Below are 17,414 nucleotides of genomic sequence, written 5' to 3'. Positions count from 1 at the left end.
GCTGGCTGGCCTTGGCGGGGGTGCTTGCCTGTGGCACCCCCGCTCGGTGACATTACGCTCGGCCCCCTCTGCGTAGCGGCATAATGTGCTGCGGTATTGCTGCGGTATCGGGCGAGCATCGCCGCAACAGACGACCGCCCGATACCGCACAACGCAACAGGCGTACCTGCTCAGTCGTTCTCCAAACGGCGTCTCATCTCATCGGCATCCACCTTGAGCGGCGGCCACATCAGGTTCATGTTGCGCATGCTGATGCGCAGCAGTTCCGACACCACGGCCCTGGAATACCAGCGGTTATCCGCGGGAACGATGTACCAGGGCGCATCGTCGGTGCTGGTCTTCTCGAAGACCTCCTGCCAGGCATCCATGTATTCGTCCCAGCGTTCGCGGGCCTCCAGGTCGCTCGGATCGAACTTCCAGTATTTCGTCGGATCGTCCAGACGGTCAAGGAAGTGCTTCTTCTGCTCCTCACGGCTGGAGACCAGGAAGATCTTCAGCACGGCGCATCCGTCGGCCACCAGATCATGCTCGAACTGGTTGATCTCGTCGTAGCGTGCACGCCACTCGTCCTCCGGAACCGTGCCGTAGATGTGCGGCATTACGATGTCCTCGTAGTGGGAACGGTCGAAAATGCCGATCCAGCCGTTCGGGGGCAGCTGCCGCTTCACACGCCACAGGTAATCATGCTGCTTCTCCTCCTCGGTGGGGGCGCCGAACCCGTGGTAGTGGATGCCCATCGGGTCGCCCTGGCTGAACACGTGGCGCACGATGCCGCCCTTGCCGGAGGCGTCCATGCCCTGCAGCACGATCAGCAAGCGCTTGCGCGACTTCTGCGTGCCGTTCGCATACAGCAGCCGCTGGTAGCGGGCGATGCTCAGCGAGCTGATCTGCATGAAATGCTCGGCGTCGCTGCGGTCGCCGCCCCAGCCCGGCAGCGAATGCGGGTCGACCTCGCGCACGTCCATGTCGGAATGGAAGCGCAGCAGTTGCGCCGGCGGCAGCTCCCACACGGAGCTCAGCAGCTCGCTCACCTTCGCCACATGCGCCAGACGCACCGATACGGTTTTCGCCCTTCTGATGGTGTCGAGATGATCCTCCACCTTCTTCAGGGTCCTCTCCACGTTCGAGTCCTTGACGGTTCCCTTCTTCACATCCTTGTCAGCCATGTCAGCCTCCTTGCCGATGCTGCCGATATTGCGGTCGATTCCATCGTAGTGGCGAATTCTTGCGATCGGCGGTTTTCCGGCGGATTGTCGCAAAACAATGCTGCCGGGCGAGATGGCGATGCGCGGATGCGAGGGCGGGGTGCAATCGTATTGCCGGCCAATCCGACGGCCAATTCGATGGCCAGTCTGCCGACCGATCTTCCGACCGCTTCGCAGACCGCGCGGTAGAGTGAGAACCATGAGCGAGCAGGATTTGTTCGGCGCTTCCGACGCGCCTGAAGACATGACGAGACCATTGGCGGTGCGCATGCGCCCGCACACCCTCGACGAGGTGGTGGGCCAGAGGCATGTGCTCGGGCAGGGCTCCCCGCTGCGCCGTCTCGCCAACCCCGCCTCCAAAGGGTCGCTCACCGCGCCCAGCTCCATCATCCTGTTCGGCCCTCCCGGCGTGGGCAAGACCACGCTCGCCACCATCGTCGCCAAGCAGTCCGGCCGCGAATTCGAAGAGCTTTCCGCCGTGACATCCGGCGTCAAGGACGTGCGCGACGTGCTGAACCGGGCGCACGAACGCCTGGTATCGCAGGGCAAGGAGACGGTGCTGTTCATCGACGAGGTGCACCGTTTCTCCAAATCCCAGCAGGACGCGCTGCTGCCGGCCGTGGAGAACCGCGATGTCACGTTCATCGGCGCCACCACCGAAAACCCCAGCTTCTCCGTCATCAAACCGCTGCTGTCGCGTTCCGTGGTGGTCAAGCTCGAATCGCTGGAGCCCGATCAGCTCCGGGAACTCATCGTCCGCGCACTGGCAAGCCCGAACGGGCTGAAGGGCGAGGTCAAGGCAAGTGACGACGCCATCGACGAGATCGTGCGCATGGCCGGCGGCGACGCCCGCAAGAGCCTGACGATCCTCGAAGCCGCGGCGGGCGCGGTGACGGGGGACAAGGCACGGAAAAAGGGTGCGCGCAAGCCCATCATCACGCCGGATGTCGTCTCGACCGTCATGGATACGGCCACCGTCCGGTACGACAAGGACGGCGACGACCATTACGACGTGATCTCCGCGTTCATCAAGTCCATGCGCGGCTCCGACCCGGACGCGGCCATCCATTACCTGGCCCGTATGATCCGTGCTGGCGAGGATCCGCGTTTCATCGCCCGCCGCATCATGATCGCCGCCGCAGAGGAAGTCGGCATGGCGGCTCCGCAGATCCTCCAGGTCACGGTGGCCGCAGCGCAGGCCGTGGCATTGGTCGGCATGCCGGAGGCGCGGATCATCCTTGCGGAGGCGACGCTTGCGGTGGCCACGGCCCCCAAGTCGAACGCCAGCTACAACGCCATCAACGAAGCCCTGGCCGATGTGGATGCCGGGCATATCGGCGCGGTCCCGCTGCACCTGCGCAACGCGCCCACCAAACTCATGAAGGAATGGGGCAACCACGAAGGCTACCGTTACGCGCACGACTGGCCCGGCGCGGTGGCCCCGCAGCAGTACATGCCCGACGAGCTCAAGGGACGCGAATACTACCATCCCAACGACCGCGGGTACGAGCACGAGGTCGGCGCGCGCCTTGCCAAGATTCGCGCCATCCTGCACAGCGAGGACGGCACCGCGTCCTGACCCCCGTCGGCCGGCACAAGCCCGGCGATCCTCGAAGCTCCGCCGAAGCGATCCATCGCTCTGCAGGTTTTGCCCTGAAGATTTGTCCAGTTGACCCGACTAGACTGTGCCCTTGGCTATTCGATACTGATACCGCATCGGCCGCCGTACGCGCGGCATTCGGATGCACACGAACATCACGTATTGCTCATATATGCCGGTTGGCAAACCTTACATTCCAAGTGCACAGAAGAAACAACGAAATCTAACGGGGTCGAGTTCACGATGGAACGCAACACTGGTCGGAACGTGCGAATGGGCGCACCGACGGAAACAACGAACGCAGACAACACCATAAATACGGCACAGGCGGCAAGCGCAGTGCAATCACAGCAGTCGGTACAATCACCACAGCCGCCGCAGCAGCCGCAGGCACAGCAGAGCGACGACGAGAAGATCAGCGGCAAGCTCATCGGGTCCATCATCGCGGTCGGATCGCTCGCCTTCATCGGCATTCTCACGGAAACCGTGATGACGGTGCTGTTCCCCTCGCTCATGCGAGAATTCAGCGTCTCCACCTCCACGGTCCAATGGATCACCACCATCTACCTGCTGTCCGTCGCGGCCACCATGCCGGTCAGCTCCTTCCTGAAGCGACGCTTCAAGATCAAGGCCCTGTTCCTCGCCGCGGTGGCGCTCGCCATCATCGGCTCGCTGATCATGATCGTCGCGCACGCCTTCCCGCTGCTGCTGCTGGCCCGTGTCATCCAGGGCATCGGCTCGGGCATCGCCACGCCGTTGATGATGAACATCATCCTTGAGCAGTCGCCGCGTTCCAAGATTGGTCGTCTGATGGGTGTCGGCTCGCTGGTGATCACCGTGGCCCCCGCGATCGGCCCGACCGTCGGCGGCGCGGTGACCAGTGTGCTGCCGTGGCGTGCGATCTTCGTCATCGCGATTCCGATCATTCTGCTGGCCGCGGTGATCGGCTGCCGTTGCATCGAGCAGAAGGTGCCGAACGAGGACGCCTACCTGGATCCGCTGCAGCTGACCGCCATCGTGTTCGCGCTGGTCGGCCTGGTGCTCGCGCTGAACCAGGACGGCGTGGCCGTGGGCAAGCTGGTGTCCGGAGGGGACGCCACGTTCCCGATCGTCGTGACCGTGGTGTGCCTGGTGGTCGGCCTGGGATCGCTGGTGCTGTTCGCGTACATGTCCAGCAGGGCGTTCTCGCCGCTGCTGCGCCTGGGCATCCTGCGCGACCCGGTGGTGCTGCTGCACGCCGTGGCGTATACGCTGATGCCGCTTGTCGCCATCGGCTACGGCTATGTGATCACCAATGTTGCGCAGCTTTCGCTCGGCACGTCCACGTTCGTGGCCGGTGCGCTGGTGCTGCCCGGCGCTCTGGTCGGCGCGGTATGCGCTCCGCTCGGCGGCTGGTTCTACGACCGTTTCGGCGCGGTCAAGCCGATCCTCATCCCCATGGGCATCGCCATTCTCGGCCCGACGCTGATGCTGGTGTTCTCCATGCGTCTGACGGCGACCATGCTGGCCGGCTTCTACTTCATCTTCGGATTCTTCTACGCCATCGGCAACGCGAACGTGATGACCAGCGCGCTGTCCGAAGTGCCCGGCGCGTTCAAGCCGGACGGCAATGCCATCTTCAACACCTGCCTGCAGTTCGGCGGCGCGGCCGGAACCGCGCTGTTCGCCACGATCCTGTCGGTGGCGCAGGCTGGTGCCGGTGCCGAGGGGACCGCTTCGTTCGCCCATGCCACGGCGGTGGGCGGTGCGTGGATCTTCGCCACGATGATTCTGATCTGCCTGATCGGCTGGAGCTGCCTTGCCATGGCCATGCGCATCCGCGTGCGTCGCCATGCCGCCGCGTCGCGACGTGGCCGAGACCAGTGATTGAGATTGGTGGCTGAGATCATCCGTGCGGTGCCTGGAATCTCGCCGCACGGATGCCGGTGATCGCCTGTAATGCATTGGGGCGGCTTCCTTCGCTATGAAGGAAGCCGCCCCAATTGTTGTTATGCATGCGATGTGCCGTCTGCCGTGTCATCGAGATGGCAGACGCATCGAAGCGTACGGAACTACTCGCGCACCAGTCGGATATGCTCCACATCGTCGCGCTTGGAACGACGGTAGATCACGAAACGGTTGCCGATGGTCTGCACGACGTCGGCACCCAGCTGCTCCGCCAGCTGCTCGGCGGCTTCCTTGGCGGTCAGGCCGGAACCGTCCTGCACGGCGCACTTGATGAGCTCGTGCTTTTCGATCGTCTCGTCGGCCTGCTTGATCGCGGCCTCGGTCAGATCGTTCTTGCCCACGTAGAACAGCGGCTTGAGCGAATTCGCCAGCGCACGCAGCTGCTTGGTCTGCTTCTTGGTCAATGCCATGGATACGTCCTTCGAATCAATGCGCGCATGCGGTCATGCGCGTCATACCATCCGCCAGCATACCGCAAGGGGTTGCGCAAGGTGTCGCGGGGAAGCCGGGGATTGGGGTCGGCACGCGGTTGGCGTGTGGCCGATCCGCCTTATGCGGCTATGGCAGGAACGCGAACAGCGCGATGTCGAGAACGGTCAGCCCCGCAGCGGCTATGAATACGATGTCATTCGAGGTGATGCGCAGCACCCTCCAGTGCGTGCGCCGGATGCCCTCCTCATAGCAGCGCGCATCGAGCGCGAGACTGAGATTATCCGCATGCCGCAGCGCCCCGGCGAACACCGGCACGATGATCGCCGCCAGGGCGCGTGCACGATTCAGCGGGGAACCGGTCTCGATGGAACCGCCACGCGCCGACTGCGCATCCATGATCGCATGCGTCTCGTCGGCCAATGTCGGCATGAACCGCAGCGCCAGGCTGAACACCAGCGCGACCTCCTGCGTGTGCACGCCGAATCTGCGCAACGGCGAGAACAGGGAATCGACCGCGTCGGTGATGGCCGTGGGCGTGGTGGTGGCGAGGAACACCGCACCCAGCACGATGACCATTGCGAATCGGCAGATATACAGCGCCGATATGGCCAATCCGTCATCGGTGATGGGTATGGATCCGATGGTCGCAAGCACGGTGCCGGTGCGGACGAACAGCACGTTCGCCAGGCCCATAAGCACGAACAGCACCAGGAACACGCGAATCGAACGCCACAGTCTCCGCACGCCGATATGCGACGCCGCCAGCACGCCGGCCACCGCGCACGCGCCCACGGCAAGCTGGAGGCCGTTCGAGATGGCGAACGCGCACATCATGACCAGCAGGAAGACCGGCAGCTTCGCACGCGGATCGAGACGTCCAATCAAAGAGTCGGAGACGCGGTCCGCCGATCGTGCGGAATCGGCGGACCGATTATCGCCACTCGCGTCATCCGTATCCGTATCCGCGTCCGCAACGGCAGGCGAGGAGATACGCACGATACGGTCGGCAAGGGCACGCGCCTCGTCGGCGTCATGCGTGATGAGCATGACGGCAACGCCCAGATTGTGCAGATGCCGGATCACGCCGTGCAAACGGTGCCGCGCCGCGTCATCCAGTCCCGCCGCGGGCTCGTCCATGATGATGAGCTTCGGCCGGCATGCCAGCACACCGGCGATGGCGACGAGCCGCTGCTGCCCGCCGGACAGGGCGAACGGCGAGCGATCTGCAAGATGCTCGATATGCAGCAGACGCATGGTCTGCTCGGCACGCTGCATGGCCTCCTGCTCGCCCAATCCCTGGTTGCGCGGGCCGTAGGCGATGTCTTCGGCAACGGTCGCGGCGAACAGCTGGCGTTCGGGGTGCTGCATGATGTAGCCGACCGTGGCGTGCACCTGCGCACGCTGCTTGCGTTTGGCGCGCTGCACGGGAATGCCGTCCACCACGACCGTGCCGGCATTCGGCTTGGCGAGCGCGCACAGGATCTTCGCGAGCGTGGATTTGCCGGCGCCGTTGGGTCCCATGATGGCGACGGTCTCGCCGTGGCCGATGGTGAGCGAGAGGTCGGTAATCGCCGGTGCGGATGCGCCGGGGTAGGTGTAGGAGAGGTGTTCGATAGAGACCAGTGGGCTGTTCGTGCTGTTCTCGGCGTGTAAGGCTGCCGGTGGCATGGCATCTGCCGAGGGTTTTTCACGACTGCCGGTTTCGGGAGCCGCGAAGGTCTCCGAGTCGGTTGCCATGCCGGTAGCGTCGATGAGCCTTCCGCGCTCCAGCCTGAGAATGCGCGTCGCATGGGCGGTTTCTTCGGGGCGGTGCGTCACGTGGACGATGGTGGAGCCTTGGCGTTGCAGCTCGTCGAGCACCTGCATGATGTCGTCGCGTGCGGTTTCGTCCAGCATCGCGGTCGGCTCGTCGAGCACCAGCAGCCGCGGTTTCATGGCGAGCATGCCGGCGATGGCGGCGCGCTGCTGCTGGCCGCCGCTCATGCGGGTCGGGTTGCTGTGCCGCTGGTGCTGCAGGCCGACGGCGTGCAGGGCATCGGCTATGCGTTCGCCGAGCCTCTTGTGCGGCACGGCGAGGTTTTCCGGCCCGAAGGCCACATCGTCCTCCAATATGGTGGTGACGATCTGGTCTTCGGGTTTCTGGAACACCGCGCCGATGCCGCGACGGGCCTTGCGATAGGCCTCGGCGTCCGGGCCGCTTTCCGTGGTGTAGACCGGCAGGTTCAGAAGCCGTATGGTGCCGGAATCGGGGGCGGTTAGGCCGCAGATGAGACGGGCGAGCGTGGACTTTCCCGAACCGTTCGCACCGGTCAGGCAGATGCGCTCGCCGGGCATGATGGTCAGATCCACGCCGTCGAGCGTCCAATGGGCACCGGCGTCGTAGCTGAATCGCACGTCATGCAGTTCGGCCAATGGCGTGGCAGGCGCGTCGTCCGTCATATCCGCTGCGCTGCCCCCTGCGGAAGACGCTGCGGCAGGCATATCGAAAGACATCGCTGATGGCATGTCAGGCAGCGCGGTCGATCAGCGCGGTGACCGGCTTGTAGATCAGGAAGGTCACCACGGCGTGGATCGCGAACTTCAGCAGGTTGAACGGCAGCAGGATCGGCACGATCATCGCGGCCACCTGAGCCACCGTCATATGCGCGTACAGCGGCGTGACCAGCAGGTTCGAGACCAGCGCGACCACCAGCGCGATCGCCATGCCCAGCGCCATGCCGGCCATCGCGCCGCCGCGGGTGCGCTTGCGGCGGTATACGAGCGATGCGGGCACCGAGATCGCCAAGGCCACGAGCACGCCCATCAACGCGCCCCACGGGCTGGTGAACATATGCGGCAGGAAGCCGAGAACGGAAACGATTGCAGCGGCGTAGGGGCCGAAGGCGAATCCGGCGATAAGGCAGACGATGCCGGACGGGTCGTATTTGAGCCACGGAGCCGCGGGGAAGATCGGCAGTTCGATGAGGCTGGCGGCCATGGCGAGCGCGACGAACAGCGCGTACATGGCGATGCGTCGGGTGGACCAGCGGCCGTGGTCGGCGACTCCGGTGGAGTGCGTGCCGGTGGCGTGGTTCGACGGGGCGGTGGTGCCGTGGTCGGCGTCGGTATGGGATTGCATAGCAGAAGACTGGCTCATATGAGCTCCTCGTTTCTTCCATCCGGACTGTAACCGTTGGCTTCGGATTTGCACCGAATCAGCCGCTTGCGCGGGTCGCGGGCTTGCCGTGCGGGCCGTTATGAATGCCGGGCGCAGGCTTACCGCCAGTAAGGAATTTCACCTTCCCTGAAACTTACGGTTTCGTTTCTACACGGAGCGTGCGACCGGGGCCGTATGACGTCCATTTGGCGAGACGTTGCATGGTAACGTTTGCACCACGCCGGGGCGGCGAGAATATCGCATACGTTTGCATAAGATGCTTGGTGTTATGGGGTTTCCTGCGTGCCACAGTGCATTCGGGCGATACCATAACAATACCGGTTCATTAAACTATTCACCTTCTGCGAAGAGAGGTCAAAGATGATTGAAACTGCTCAGGCTTTTGGCGTTGATATCGGTGGGTCCGGAATCAAGGCCGCGCCCGTCAATCTTGAGAAGGGCGAGTTTGCTGAACCCCGTCTGAAGATCCTTACCCCCGAGGTCTCCACCCCGGATGCGGTGGCTGCCATCGTCAAGCAGCAGCTCGAACACTTCGACGTTCCGGCCGACGTGCCGGTCGGCGTCGCCTTCCCGGCCCCGATCAAGCCCGGCCAGCCGCTGGACTTCATGGCCAACCTGGACCAGTCCTGGATCGGCACCGACGTGACCGAGGTGTTCTCCAAGGCTTGCGGTCGTCCGATCACCGTGGTGAACGACGCCGACGCCGCCGGTCTCGCCGAGCAGCAGTTCGGTGCGGCCAAGGGCCAGAAGGGCCTGGTCATCGCCACCACGCTGGGCACCGGCATTGGCACCGCCCTGATCATGGACGGCGTGCTGGTCCCGAACACCGAGCTCGGCCACATCATCCTCAACTCCAAGCATCTGGACGCCGAGAAGTACGCCGCATCCTCCATCAAGGACATCGAAGGCATCAGCTACAAGAAGTGGGCCAAGCGCCTCACCAAGTACTACGGCCTGCTGGAGAAGTACTTCAACCCGGATCTGATCGTGATCGGCGGCGGCGTGTCCCGTCAGGCCGACAAGTTCATCCCGCGCATCGACATCAAGACGAAGGTCGTGCCGGCAACGCTGCGCAACGAGGCCGGCATCATCGGTGCCGCCTACTACGCCAGCGTCAAGCAGCAGCACTGAGCGCTGCCAGCCTGCTGACTTACCGCTCCGCGTAAGGGGTTTCAAGCGGGGAGGATCGGTTCGTTCCGGTCTTCCCCGCTTGTTGTATGCCCGTCTTCCCGACCGGTTACGTATAGGCGGGGGAGCGGGGCGGCAAGACGGCGGGCGGACGGCACGGAGTAGTCTGGAACGCATGACTGTGCATTTCTCGTCCCGCGTGGACATCAGCGAGCCGAACCCGATCGCCGCCGCCCAGGCCAAGGCCGCCGCCGATGGCATCGCACTCGGCAAACTCAACGATTCCAACCCCACCCGTCATGGCCTGGCGCCGAAGGAGATCCCCAGTATCTACGAGGCGAACCCGCGTGGCCCCAAGGCCGCACGCAAGGCGCTGGCGGCGTTTCTGGGGAGCCGGAACGGGCAGGCGGTCGACCCGGAACGTCTCTACCTGCTGTCCTCCACCTCCGAAGCGTATTCCTGGCTCATCAAGCTGCTGTGCGACGCGGGCGACGCGGTGCTCGCGCCCAAGCCGGGCTATCCGCTCATCGAGTCGATCGCCGGACTCGAATGCGTGCACGCGATCGAATACCAACTGCGATACGACGGCGCGTGGTACATCGAGCCCGCCGACATCGCCGCGATCCTGGACTCGCCCGAAGGCGAGCGAGTGCGGGCGCTGGTGCTCATCAACCCCAACAATCCCACCGGCTCCTACGTCAAGGAGAACGAGCGTGAGGCCTTGGTCGCCCTGTGCCGTGAGCGTGGCATCGCCATCATCGCCGACGAGGTGTTCTTCGACTACGATCTGGAGCCCCTTGCCGCAAACCGCAGGCTGGCCGGCGAGGAAGGCGCGCTCACCTTCGCGCTCGACGGGTTCTCGAAGATGCTGGCCGCGCCGCATGCCAAGGTCGGCTGGATCCAGGTGTCCGGGCCGGAGCATGACGTGGCCGAGGCGCAGCGCCGGCTGGATGTGATCGCCGACGACTATCTGCCGATGAGCGATATCATCGCCGGGCGCATTCCAGCGTTGCTGGACGCCGCGGATGCGCAGACCGACCGTGTGCGTGCACGGGTGCGTGGCAATCTTGCCGCGTTGCATGGCATGCTGGAATCCGACGAACTCGGCGTGACGGATGTGCTGCGCCCCGAAGGCGGGTGGAACGTGCTGCTGCGTGTGCCGTCGGTGCTGGATGAGAACGAGCTGGTGCTGAAGCTGATCACGGATCACAGGCTTACCGGCCAGCCGGGGTACTTCTTCGACATGACCTCGAACGGGTACCTGGCCGTGTCGCTTCTGCCGGAGCCGGATGAGTTCGCACGGGGCATCGCCGCAGTGCTCGACACTGTGCGCGCGATGCTGGGCTGACCAAATCGGACGACTGGCCGAATCGGCCGACAGGCTGAGCCGATTCAGTCGAATACGATTCGATCGCGTGCGGTTCAGCCGCGCCGTGCCGCCTCGTAGTGCTGGCGGATCAGATCGGTGTAGAACGCGACCGCATCCGTAGGCGTGCCGTCGAACACGATCGACTGGCCGTCCAGGACCAGCGTGCGCTCGATCGCATACTCGGGGCGCACGATCATATCCGTGTCATGCGTGGCGAAGATCACCTGGCTGTTATACGAGAACAACGCCTTCGCCACATGCGCGGTGCCGATCTCGTCCAGTCCCTTGGACGGTTCGTCCGCCACCACGCAGCTCGGCCGCAGGCACAGTGCCGCGGCGATCGCCAGCAGATGCCGCTGTTCGCTGTTCAACGCCGACGCGGGCTCCTTTGCCGCATTGGCCAGGGAGAAATGCGCGAACAGATTGCCGATGGTCGCCTGGCGTTCCGACTCGGGTACGCGCCGCTTCTTCAGCATGGCGTCGATTGCGCTGGCGATGGAATCGGCGCGATAGAACGATTCGGGGATCTCCTCGCGGCGCACGCGGCCGATCAGCTCGTCGATGCGTTTCCTGTCGCGTTTGGATGCCGGATCAAGTGTCTCTGCGTCGCCGCCTGGTACGTTTCCGCTGATCGACACTGATCCCGTGGTGGCCTTCAACGTGCCGTCCAATAGTCCCAGCAGCGTGGACTTGCCGCTGCCGTTCAAACCGATGACGGCGACACGACGTTCGGCGATGGTCAATGAGGTAGGATTCAGCCCGACCGCGCCGTCATCGTAGACGAGCCCGGCATCGGCAAGGGCGAACGTGAGCTGCGCCGGCTTCGGCTGCATGGCCCGTTTGGCAAAAAATGGCATACCGCCATCTTACGCGTGCGATCGCACGCCATGGGCACACCATATAGAATGATGGGGTGCTTCACCTTCTCCACCACCCAGTGCCCGAGAACCCTCAGCATGCCCATATGAGCCGGCGTATGCGCCGACGGACGTTGTGTGCGGCGCTGATCGCAATACTGGCAATACTGCTCATCGAATGCGTGGGCTTCAACATGCCGTTCTGGCATACGCTTGGTGCAAGCACCGACACCGTCTCGTACACCAACGCCATGGGATCCGGCCTCGAACGCACCAAGGAAGGCATGCTGCGCGTCGCCGACCCCACCGAGGCATGGCTCGAAGTGAAGACGGACGGCACCTCCGACTATGCGCGCATCGACCCGTCATTCGTCACCGGCAAGGCGCTCACCGCAGTGCACCTCAGAGCATCGGTCGATCACGGCATCGCGCGCGAAACCTCGTTCAGCCCGCAATCCGCACGATCCTGCTATATCCACGCGCCGGGCAAAGGCACCCTGCGCGTGAGCGTCGAAGAGCCCAAAGGCTCGCTCATCCCCATCCAGGCCGTACGCGCCAACGCCAAGGTCCCCTTCGACTTCAACCCGGCACGCGTGGCGATCATGGCTGCCATAGTGCTCATCGCGGCATGCTGGAGGCCCGGATCGAGACTCTGGCGCATCCCGCTCAACACGGCCAGCGGCAGGCAGCGGGCCGTCGCCTGGTGCATCGCCGTTCCCATCGCGCTCGCCACGGTCTACGGCATCGGCACCCAACTGACCTCCAGCCCACTGGTCTTCCACGAAGCCGGCGGCTACACCTACGACTTCGACCAATACGGGCACATCGCCGACGCGCTGCTGCAAGGACGCACCTCGCTGGACCTGGGCGTGCCGGACGCGCTCGCCGCCGCAGGCAACCCGTACAGCACCGCCACCCGCGCGAAGCTGCTCGCCGACGGCGTGAACCCGATCTACTGGGACTACGCCTACTACAACGGCCACTGGTACTCGTATTTCGGCGTGCTGCCGGCCGTGCTGCTGTTCATGCCCTACCGGATGATCACCGGCCACATGCTCTCCAGCGGGGCGGCGGTGCTGCTGCTCATGTTCCTCGCCATGCTGTTCCTGGCATTGCTCGTGCTGCGCGTCATCGACCGCATTGCGCCGAAGACATCGCTGGCCGCCGTCTCCATCGCGCTTACGACCATGCTGCTCGGATCGAACGCCGGCTACCTGCTGTTCCGCCGGAACTTCTACTCGGTGCCGTTCGCCGCGTCCCTCGCTTTGAGCGCGCTCGGACTATGGCTGTGGCTGGGGGCGGCATACGATGACGGGAAGCATGAGCGCACTTCGACGGGCGGCGGGCACCTTGGCCGCGCATGGCGGGCTCTACGTGCCGCCGACCGCTGGCAGGCGGGGAACGCGCCGGCGCTTTCGCTGACCCGCATCGGACTCGGCTCGCTGTGCATCGCGGCGAATTTCGGATGCCGCCCCACCTTCTGCCTGACGGCCCTGCTGGGCATCGCCATCTTCTGGCCGCAACTGAAAGCCATTGCAATCACGCTGCGGAGCAGGACCGCACCCGTGCCGGCGACGCTGCGCGCGCCCGCTGTGGTTGTTATCGCCGCGCTCATTCCGGTGGTGCCGCTCATGGCATACAACGCGGCACGATTCGGCTCGCCAATGAACTTCGGCAACGAATACCAGCTCACCGTCACCGACATGACCGCATACCGGGTCGCCGCGGCGAACATCCTGCCGATCGCCGGCGACTACCTACTGCTGCCGCTGCGATTCACCGACACTTTCCCCTGGATCGCGCTCTCCGCCGCGGCCCTGCCCGAATGGTCCTACACGGAACCGATGATCGGCGGCCTGTTCGCCATGTGCCCGCTGGCCGCGCTTTCGTTCGTACTGCCGTTCCTACGCGCCCGGGACGGCAGACCCGGCCGCACGCGCACCACGCTGACCGCGTTGGCGCTGGCCATGGGACTGGTCGTATTCGACGCGGTGAACGCCGGCCTCGGCTGGCGGTACATGGCCGACTTCGGCTGGCTGTTCGCTTTGGCGGCGATGCCGGTACTGCTGCGGCTGCTGGGGGAGCCCGGCGCCGGATCATGCGACGGGTCTCGCCGGACCGGTGCCATACCGATGCGGATACGCTTGGCACGACTGGCGGTCGCGGCCGTCATGATGTGCTCCATCGCGGTGGGCGTGCTCTCGCTGTTCACCATCGGACGCCACGATGCGCTGATCTCCGCCGCACCGAACCTGTTCTACAATGTATTCGCCTGGTTCCTATGACAGGTCGCGCCGCAAACCGCGACCATGAACGGGACCGGCAACGCAACGGATACGACGGCCACCCAGTGCTCACGGTTTCTCCGAGGGCAATAATCGGCGGGCATGTCTGAATGAATTGAAAGAATGTGGGATATGTCAGCACGCAAATCACACTCAGACCCCTTCGGGGATGCCTTGGGGCGCGCGCGACACTGGGCGTCGCGCCTGTCACGCCAAGGCAAGGCGGCCATGCGCATGGTCGATCCGTTCGGTGCGACGCTCGACCAGCATCCGGGCAAAGGCAAGACCCACGGCACCGACGCCGCACCAGCCACCGGCTCCCACGACGCCCAGGGCGCGGGGCAGCGCAGCCAGGCCGAACAGGCCATCATCGAGCAGTTCGCCGGCCACACCGTCCGACTCGGCCCGCTGGTCAAACGCCACATGTTCGACTTCGACGAGGTGCCGGGCAGACTCACCCTCGGCTGGGCGCAGCTGCCCAGCACGAACTACCAGGGCAACGTATTCTCGCTCGGTCTGTTCGCCGGGCGCGACCGCTTCGCGCAGATCGCCGTGGCCGACAGCAAGGGCCGCGTCTTCGTCGGCAACGAGATCGGCATGGACACGCAGGGGATCGAACCGCGCTTCATCTTCTCCAAGGAACGCCCCGACTACGGCGGCATCGTGGGACGCGACATGACCGGACGCATGACCTGGCTGGCCGCATGGTCCCGCAAGGACGGCGCATACCGGCTCGAACAGATGCGCCGCAAACTGCCCGCAACCATGCGCGAAGGACTCGAATACCGCGACGCCATCGCCATCGCGTTCTTCGCCGCATACATGCTGCCGCAGATGAGCGGAGCCCTGATCGGCTTCGGCGCCGGCAACATCTTCCGCAGACTCAACAGGGAAGCGCCGATCGGCGCGATCCGTCGTTCCGTACGCGACATGCTGGAGGCACGCGCGCGAGACATGCGCGTATCCGGCCTGGAAGACCACTTCGCGGAACTCATGCGCGAAGCCGGCGCCCTCGACGAGGTGCCGGGGCTCGAAGCCAATCACGGCGCCGAACCGCTGCACCTGTACACCTCCAGCTACTCCGGCGCGTACTTCTTCACCTGGGATTCCTCGCTGGCGCTCGCGCCGGCCCTGCGGGCGCTCGCCATCGAAGGCAACCTCAACCGCTTCGCCATGGTCAGCTCGTGGCTGGAACACAATTCGCGGCTCGGACTGGAACCCACCGAGGAAACCGTGACGCGCGAGCAGGCCGCCGCCATCGACATGAACCTGCTGAAGAACCCGGCACTGCTGGCGTTGGGCGTCGACCATGCCCCCGAACCGGGCCACAGCTCCATGCAGGCGCTGTTCGACGCGGCCGGCAAGACGGCGGGCAGCGTGGGCGAACCGGCGGACTCCGAATGGGTGTACCGGCAGACGATGTCGCTGCTGATCCGCCGCCTGCGCCTGCCGTACCGTTTCGACGTGGCGTTGCGGTCCAATCTGGCGGAAGGGCGCGTGGCGGTCGGTTTCACCACGGCCGGCGTCTCGATGATGCCCGCGACCTGCTACGACGAGAAGACCGGGCAGTGGGTCACGCTGAGCGATAAGGAACGTGCGGCGATGAGCGCCGACTACAATCTGCGCGTCGGCCTCATGCTGGCGCTGATGAGCTTCGGCGCGTGCGACAAGGTGCGGGAAGTGTCGCTGCACGTCGACTCGCTCGGTCTGGAAGAAGCCGTGGCCGAGCAGGACACCGCCATCGAAGCGCTGATGAGCGAGGCGCTGAGCGCGTTCGAGCGCATGCACACCGGTGACGTTGGGCCGAGCCGCAGCAAGGCCGAGCCCAAGGACGGCGACATGCACGGCGATCCCTCGCGCACCGCGGCCCGTTCCCTCGCGGAGATGGGCGGCGACACCTTCATGCCGACCGCCGGCGCACCCCACGACGATGCCGACGCCAGCAGTTCGGACGCCGACGCCTCCGTGGACCAGCGCTTCGAGGATCTGGTCAAGGGCATCGACATCGACGAGACCACCTTCGCCGACCCCGGCGAACAGCCCGCCGGATTCAAGAACGACGACGGCGATCAGGACGATCCGATGAACGTGCTCAGGCGCAACCCCACGGTGCGCACGCTCGCCACCGTCCGGTTCACCCGCGATGAGTTCCTTGCGCGCATCAGGCGTGACGGTCTCGAACATCCGCAGGACACGTACCGTATGTTCGATGCGACGATCGACGTCGACGAGAACGGAGGACTCAAGCAGATCGTCCCCGACTTCGATCTGCGCGACCGTGGATTCGCGCCGGCAGGCTCCCAGGAGGAGCCGGAAATGGCCGACCACGAGTTCGCACCTCAGGCGGCGCAGGCCCTGGGCGCTCGCAACGCGCTGGGCCTGTCCATCCAACGTGTCGACGTGATGCAGCGCGCGGACAGCGAATTCCACCGTCTCGCCTCCGACACGACCATGCCGTCCGTCGCCAAGGCGCAGGAGGCCACGCGCATCATCGACGGCATCGCCGACCCCGAACTGAGCGAACAATCCGCCGCCATCGCGGGCGCATTGATCGACGGACGCGACACCCCGGCGATCGAACTGAACCTTGCGGCCCGGATCGACGCCGAACGCGGGCGCATGCACGACCTGCTGTTCTCCGGTCAGGCCGACCAGGCGTGCGAATCGGCGGAGGAACTGCTTACCAGTCTGGACGCGCTGTACGCGCAGGGCGACGGCGTGCCGAGATACTTCAACTCCTATGCGGAACGCGTGGTGTACAACCGCCTGTTTGCCACGCCAGACGAGCGAACCGTGCTCATTCCCGACAACCTGTTCTACATGCACATGGAAATGGCCGACATGTACGCGCAGCTCAAGGGAAGCAAGGAGGCGCTGCCGCATCTGAACGCGATGGTGGCGTACGCGCCGTCCTACCCGCTGGCGCACCTCAAGCTCGCCGTGCAGCTGGCACGCGACGAGGACTGGGACTCCGCGCGCGCCGCATGCCTGAACGCGCTGCTCGTCGCGCTCGACCGCGACGACGCCGCATTCGCCTACTACCGCCTGGCATACGCCGAATGGATGCAGGACCGTTTCGACACGGCCGCCGCCGCATACATCATGAGCAACCACATCGCGCCCGGCCAGATCATGACATTGGAGGACGAATTGCGCGAACTCGTCTCGCGCGCCGACTCGCAGTGCATCCCCGTGCCGGAGAACGTCCAGGAGGCCGCCATGGTGCTGCGCCACCACGGACTGCCCGTCTGGCCGGACACCGAGGCCGCCGGCATCGTGCGCCAGGCCGTGCGCATCACCGTGGACGAGGGACTGTTCGTGCCCGCCCGCACGCTCGCGGTGGCGGCGGCCCGCATGAACGACACGGAATCGAACGGCATCGACGTGGTGCAGGCACAGTTCATCCGCTCGTTGAGCGAATAGCGCGGGGAATC

Annotated in this window: 11 protein-coding genes and 1 riboswitch; of the genes, 6 read left to right on the top strand and 5 right to left on the bottom strand. The window is 65.0% G+C overall.

Annotation, left to right across the window (positions count from 1 at the left end):
- Window positions 1-170: 170 nt before the first annotated feature.
- Window positions 171-1,166, bottom strand: a complete 996-nt coding sequence (locus G1C98_RS06385) for a PPK2 family polyphosphate kinase (protein ID WP_169080358.1) — start codon at window positions 1,164-1,166, stop codon at window positions 171-173.
- A gap of 238 nt (window positions 1,167-1,404) precedes the next feature.
- On the opposite strand from G1C98_RS06385, the gene G1C98_RS06380 reads away from it, so the two are divergent.
- Together G1C98_RS06380 and G1C98_RS06375 are read left to right on the top strand one after the other, a co-directional pair.
- On the top strand, window positions 1,405-2,784 hold the full coding sequence (locus G1C98_RS06380; RefSeq protein WP_169080356.1) for a replication-associated recombination protein A: 1,380 nt from the start codon (window positions 1,405-1,407) through the stop codon (window positions 2,782-2,784).
- A gap of 294 nt (window positions 2,785-3,078) precedes the next feature.
- Entirely contained in the window at window positions 3,079-4,671 is a 1,593-nt protein-coding gene (locus tag G1C98_RS06375) for an MFS transporter (protein ID WP_240944938.1), read from the top strand.
- Between the two features lie 185 nt (window positions 4,672-4,856).
- Here G1C98_RS06375 and G1C98_RS06370 read toward each other — a convergent pair whose 3' ends face one another.
- From G1C98_RS06370 to G1C98_RS06360, 3 genes are all read right to left on the bottom strand, one after another.
- On the bottom strand, window positions 4,857-5,162 hold the full coding sequence (locus G1C98_RS06370; RefSeq protein ID WP_169080354.1) for a YhbY family RNA-binding protein: 306 nt from the start codon (window positions 5,160-5,162) through the stop codon (window positions 4,857-4,859).
- 148 nt (window positions 5,163-5,310) lie between these two features.
- Complete coding sequence (locus tag G1C98_RS06365) at window positions 5,311-7,623, bottom strand: energy-coupling factor transporter ATPase (protein ID WP_169080352.1); 2,313 nt, start codon at window positions 7,621-7,623, stop codon at window positions 5,311-5,313.
- 67 nt (window positions 7,624-7,690) lie between these two features.
- Window positions 7,691-8,320, bottom strand: a complete 630-nt coding sequence (locus G1C98_RS06360) for an ECF transporter S component (protein ID WP_169080350.1) — start codon at window positions 8,318-8,320, stop codon at window positions 7,691-7,693.
- Window positions 8,321-8,326: 6 nt separating this feature from the next.
- Window positions 8,327-8,479, bottom strand: a riboswitch (FMN riboswitch).
- 222 nt (window positions 8,480-8,701) lie between these two features.
- On the opposite strand from G1C98_RS06360, the gene ppgK reads away from it, so the two are divergent.
- The gene (ppgK, locus tag G1C98_RS06355; RefSeq protein ID WP_169080348.1) at window positions 8,702-9,472 is read left to right on the top strand and encodes a polyphosphate--glucose phosphotransferase; all 771 of its coding nucleotides are present in this window, start codon (window positions 8,702-8,704) and stop codon (window positions 9,470-9,472) included.
- A gap of 172 nt (window positions 9,473-9,644) precedes the next feature.
- The gene (locus tag G1C98_RS06350; RefSeq protein ID WP_169080346.1) at window positions 9,645-10,817 is read left to right on the top strand and encodes a pyridoxal phosphate-dependent aminotransferase; all 1,173 of its coding nucleotides are present in this window, start codon (window positions 9,645-9,647) and stop codon (window positions 10,815-10,817) included.
- 74 nt (window positions 10,818-10,891) lie between these two features.
- On the opposite strand, the gene G1C98_RS06345 is transcribed toward G1C98_RS06350, so the two are convergent.
- Window positions 10,892-11,671, bottom strand: a complete 780-nt coding sequence (locus tag G1C98_RS06345; protein WP_240944937.1) for an ATP-binding cassette domain-containing protein — start codon at window positions 11,669-11,671, stop codon at window positions 10,892-10,894.
- 131 nt (window positions 11,672-11,802) lie between these two features.
- Here G1C98_RS06345 and G1C98_RS06340 point away from each other — a divergent pair, with 131 nt between their 5' ends.
- Together G1C98_RS06340 and G1C98_RS06335 are read left to right on the top strand one after the other, a co-directional pair.
- Window positions 11,803-13,980, top strand: a complete 2,178-nt coding sequence (locus tag G1C98_RS06340; RefSeq protein WP_169080342.1) for a glycosyltransferase — start codon at window positions 11,803-11,805, stop codon at window positions 13,978-13,980.
- 228 nt (window positions 13,981-14,208) lie between these two features.
- Window positions 14,209-17,403: a tetratricopeptide repeat protein gene (locus G1C98_RS06335; RefSeq protein WP_417852301.1), complete on the top strand. Its 3,195-nt coding sequence runs from the start codon at window positions 14,209-14,211 to the stop codon at window positions 17,401-17,403.
- Window positions 17,404-17,414: the final 11 nt, after the last annotated feature.

The organism is Bifidobacterium erythrocebi (assembly GCF_012932675.1).
Taxonomy (GTDB): domain Bacteria; phylum Actinomycetota; class Actinomycetes; order Actinomycetales; family Bifidobacteriaceae; genus Bifidobacterium; species Bifidobacterium erythrocebi.
This window is presented reverse-complemented; position numbering and strand designations above follow the sequence as displayed.

Bases quoted from the DNA above. Each gene is read 5' to 3' on its own strand.
- G1C98_RS06350 (WP_169080346.1), top strand. From the start codon at position 9,645: ATGACTGTGCATTTCTCGTCCCGCGTGGACATCAGCGAGCCGAACCCG.
- G1C98_RS06335 (WP_417852301.1), top strand. From the start codon at position 14,209: ATGCGCATGGTCGATCCGTTCGGTGCGACGCTCGACCAGCATCCGGGC.
- G1C98_RS06370 (WP_169080354.1), bottom strand. From the start codon at position 5,162: ATGGCATTGACCAAGAAGCAGACCAAGCAGCTGCGTGCGCTGGCGAAT.
- G1C98_RS06340 (WP_169080342.1), top strand. From the start codon at position 11,803: ATGAGCCGGCGTATGCGCCGACGGACGTTGTGTGCGGCGCTGATCGCA.
- G1C98_RS06380 (WP_169080356.1), top strand. From the start codon at position 1,405: ATGAGCGAGCAGGATTTGTTCGGCGCTTCCGACGCGCCTGAAGACATG.
- G1C98_RS06375 (WP_240944938.1), top strand. From the start codon at position 3,079: ATGGGCGCACCGACGGAAACAACGAACGCAGACAACACCATAAATACG.
- G1C98_RS06385 (WP_169080358.1), bottom strand. From the start codon at position 1,166: ATGGCTGACAAGGATGTGAAGAAGGGAACCGTCAAGGACTCGAACGTG.
- G1C98_RS06360 (WP_169080350.1), bottom strand. From the start codon at position 8,320: ATGAGCCAGTCTTCTGCTATGCAATCCCATACCGACGCCGACCACGGC.
- ppgK (WP_169080348.1), top strand. From the start codon at position 8,702: ATGATTGAAACTGCTCAGGCTTTTGGCGTTGATATCGGTGGGTCCGGA.
- G1C98_RS06365 (WP_169080352.1), bottom strand. From the start codon at position 7,623: ATGACGGACGACGCGCCTGCCACGCCATTGGCCGAACTGCATGACGTG.
- G1C98_RS06345 (WP_240944937.1), bottom strand. From the start codon at position 11,671: ATGCAGCCGAAGCCGGCGCAGCTCACGTTCGCCCTTGCCGATGCCGGG.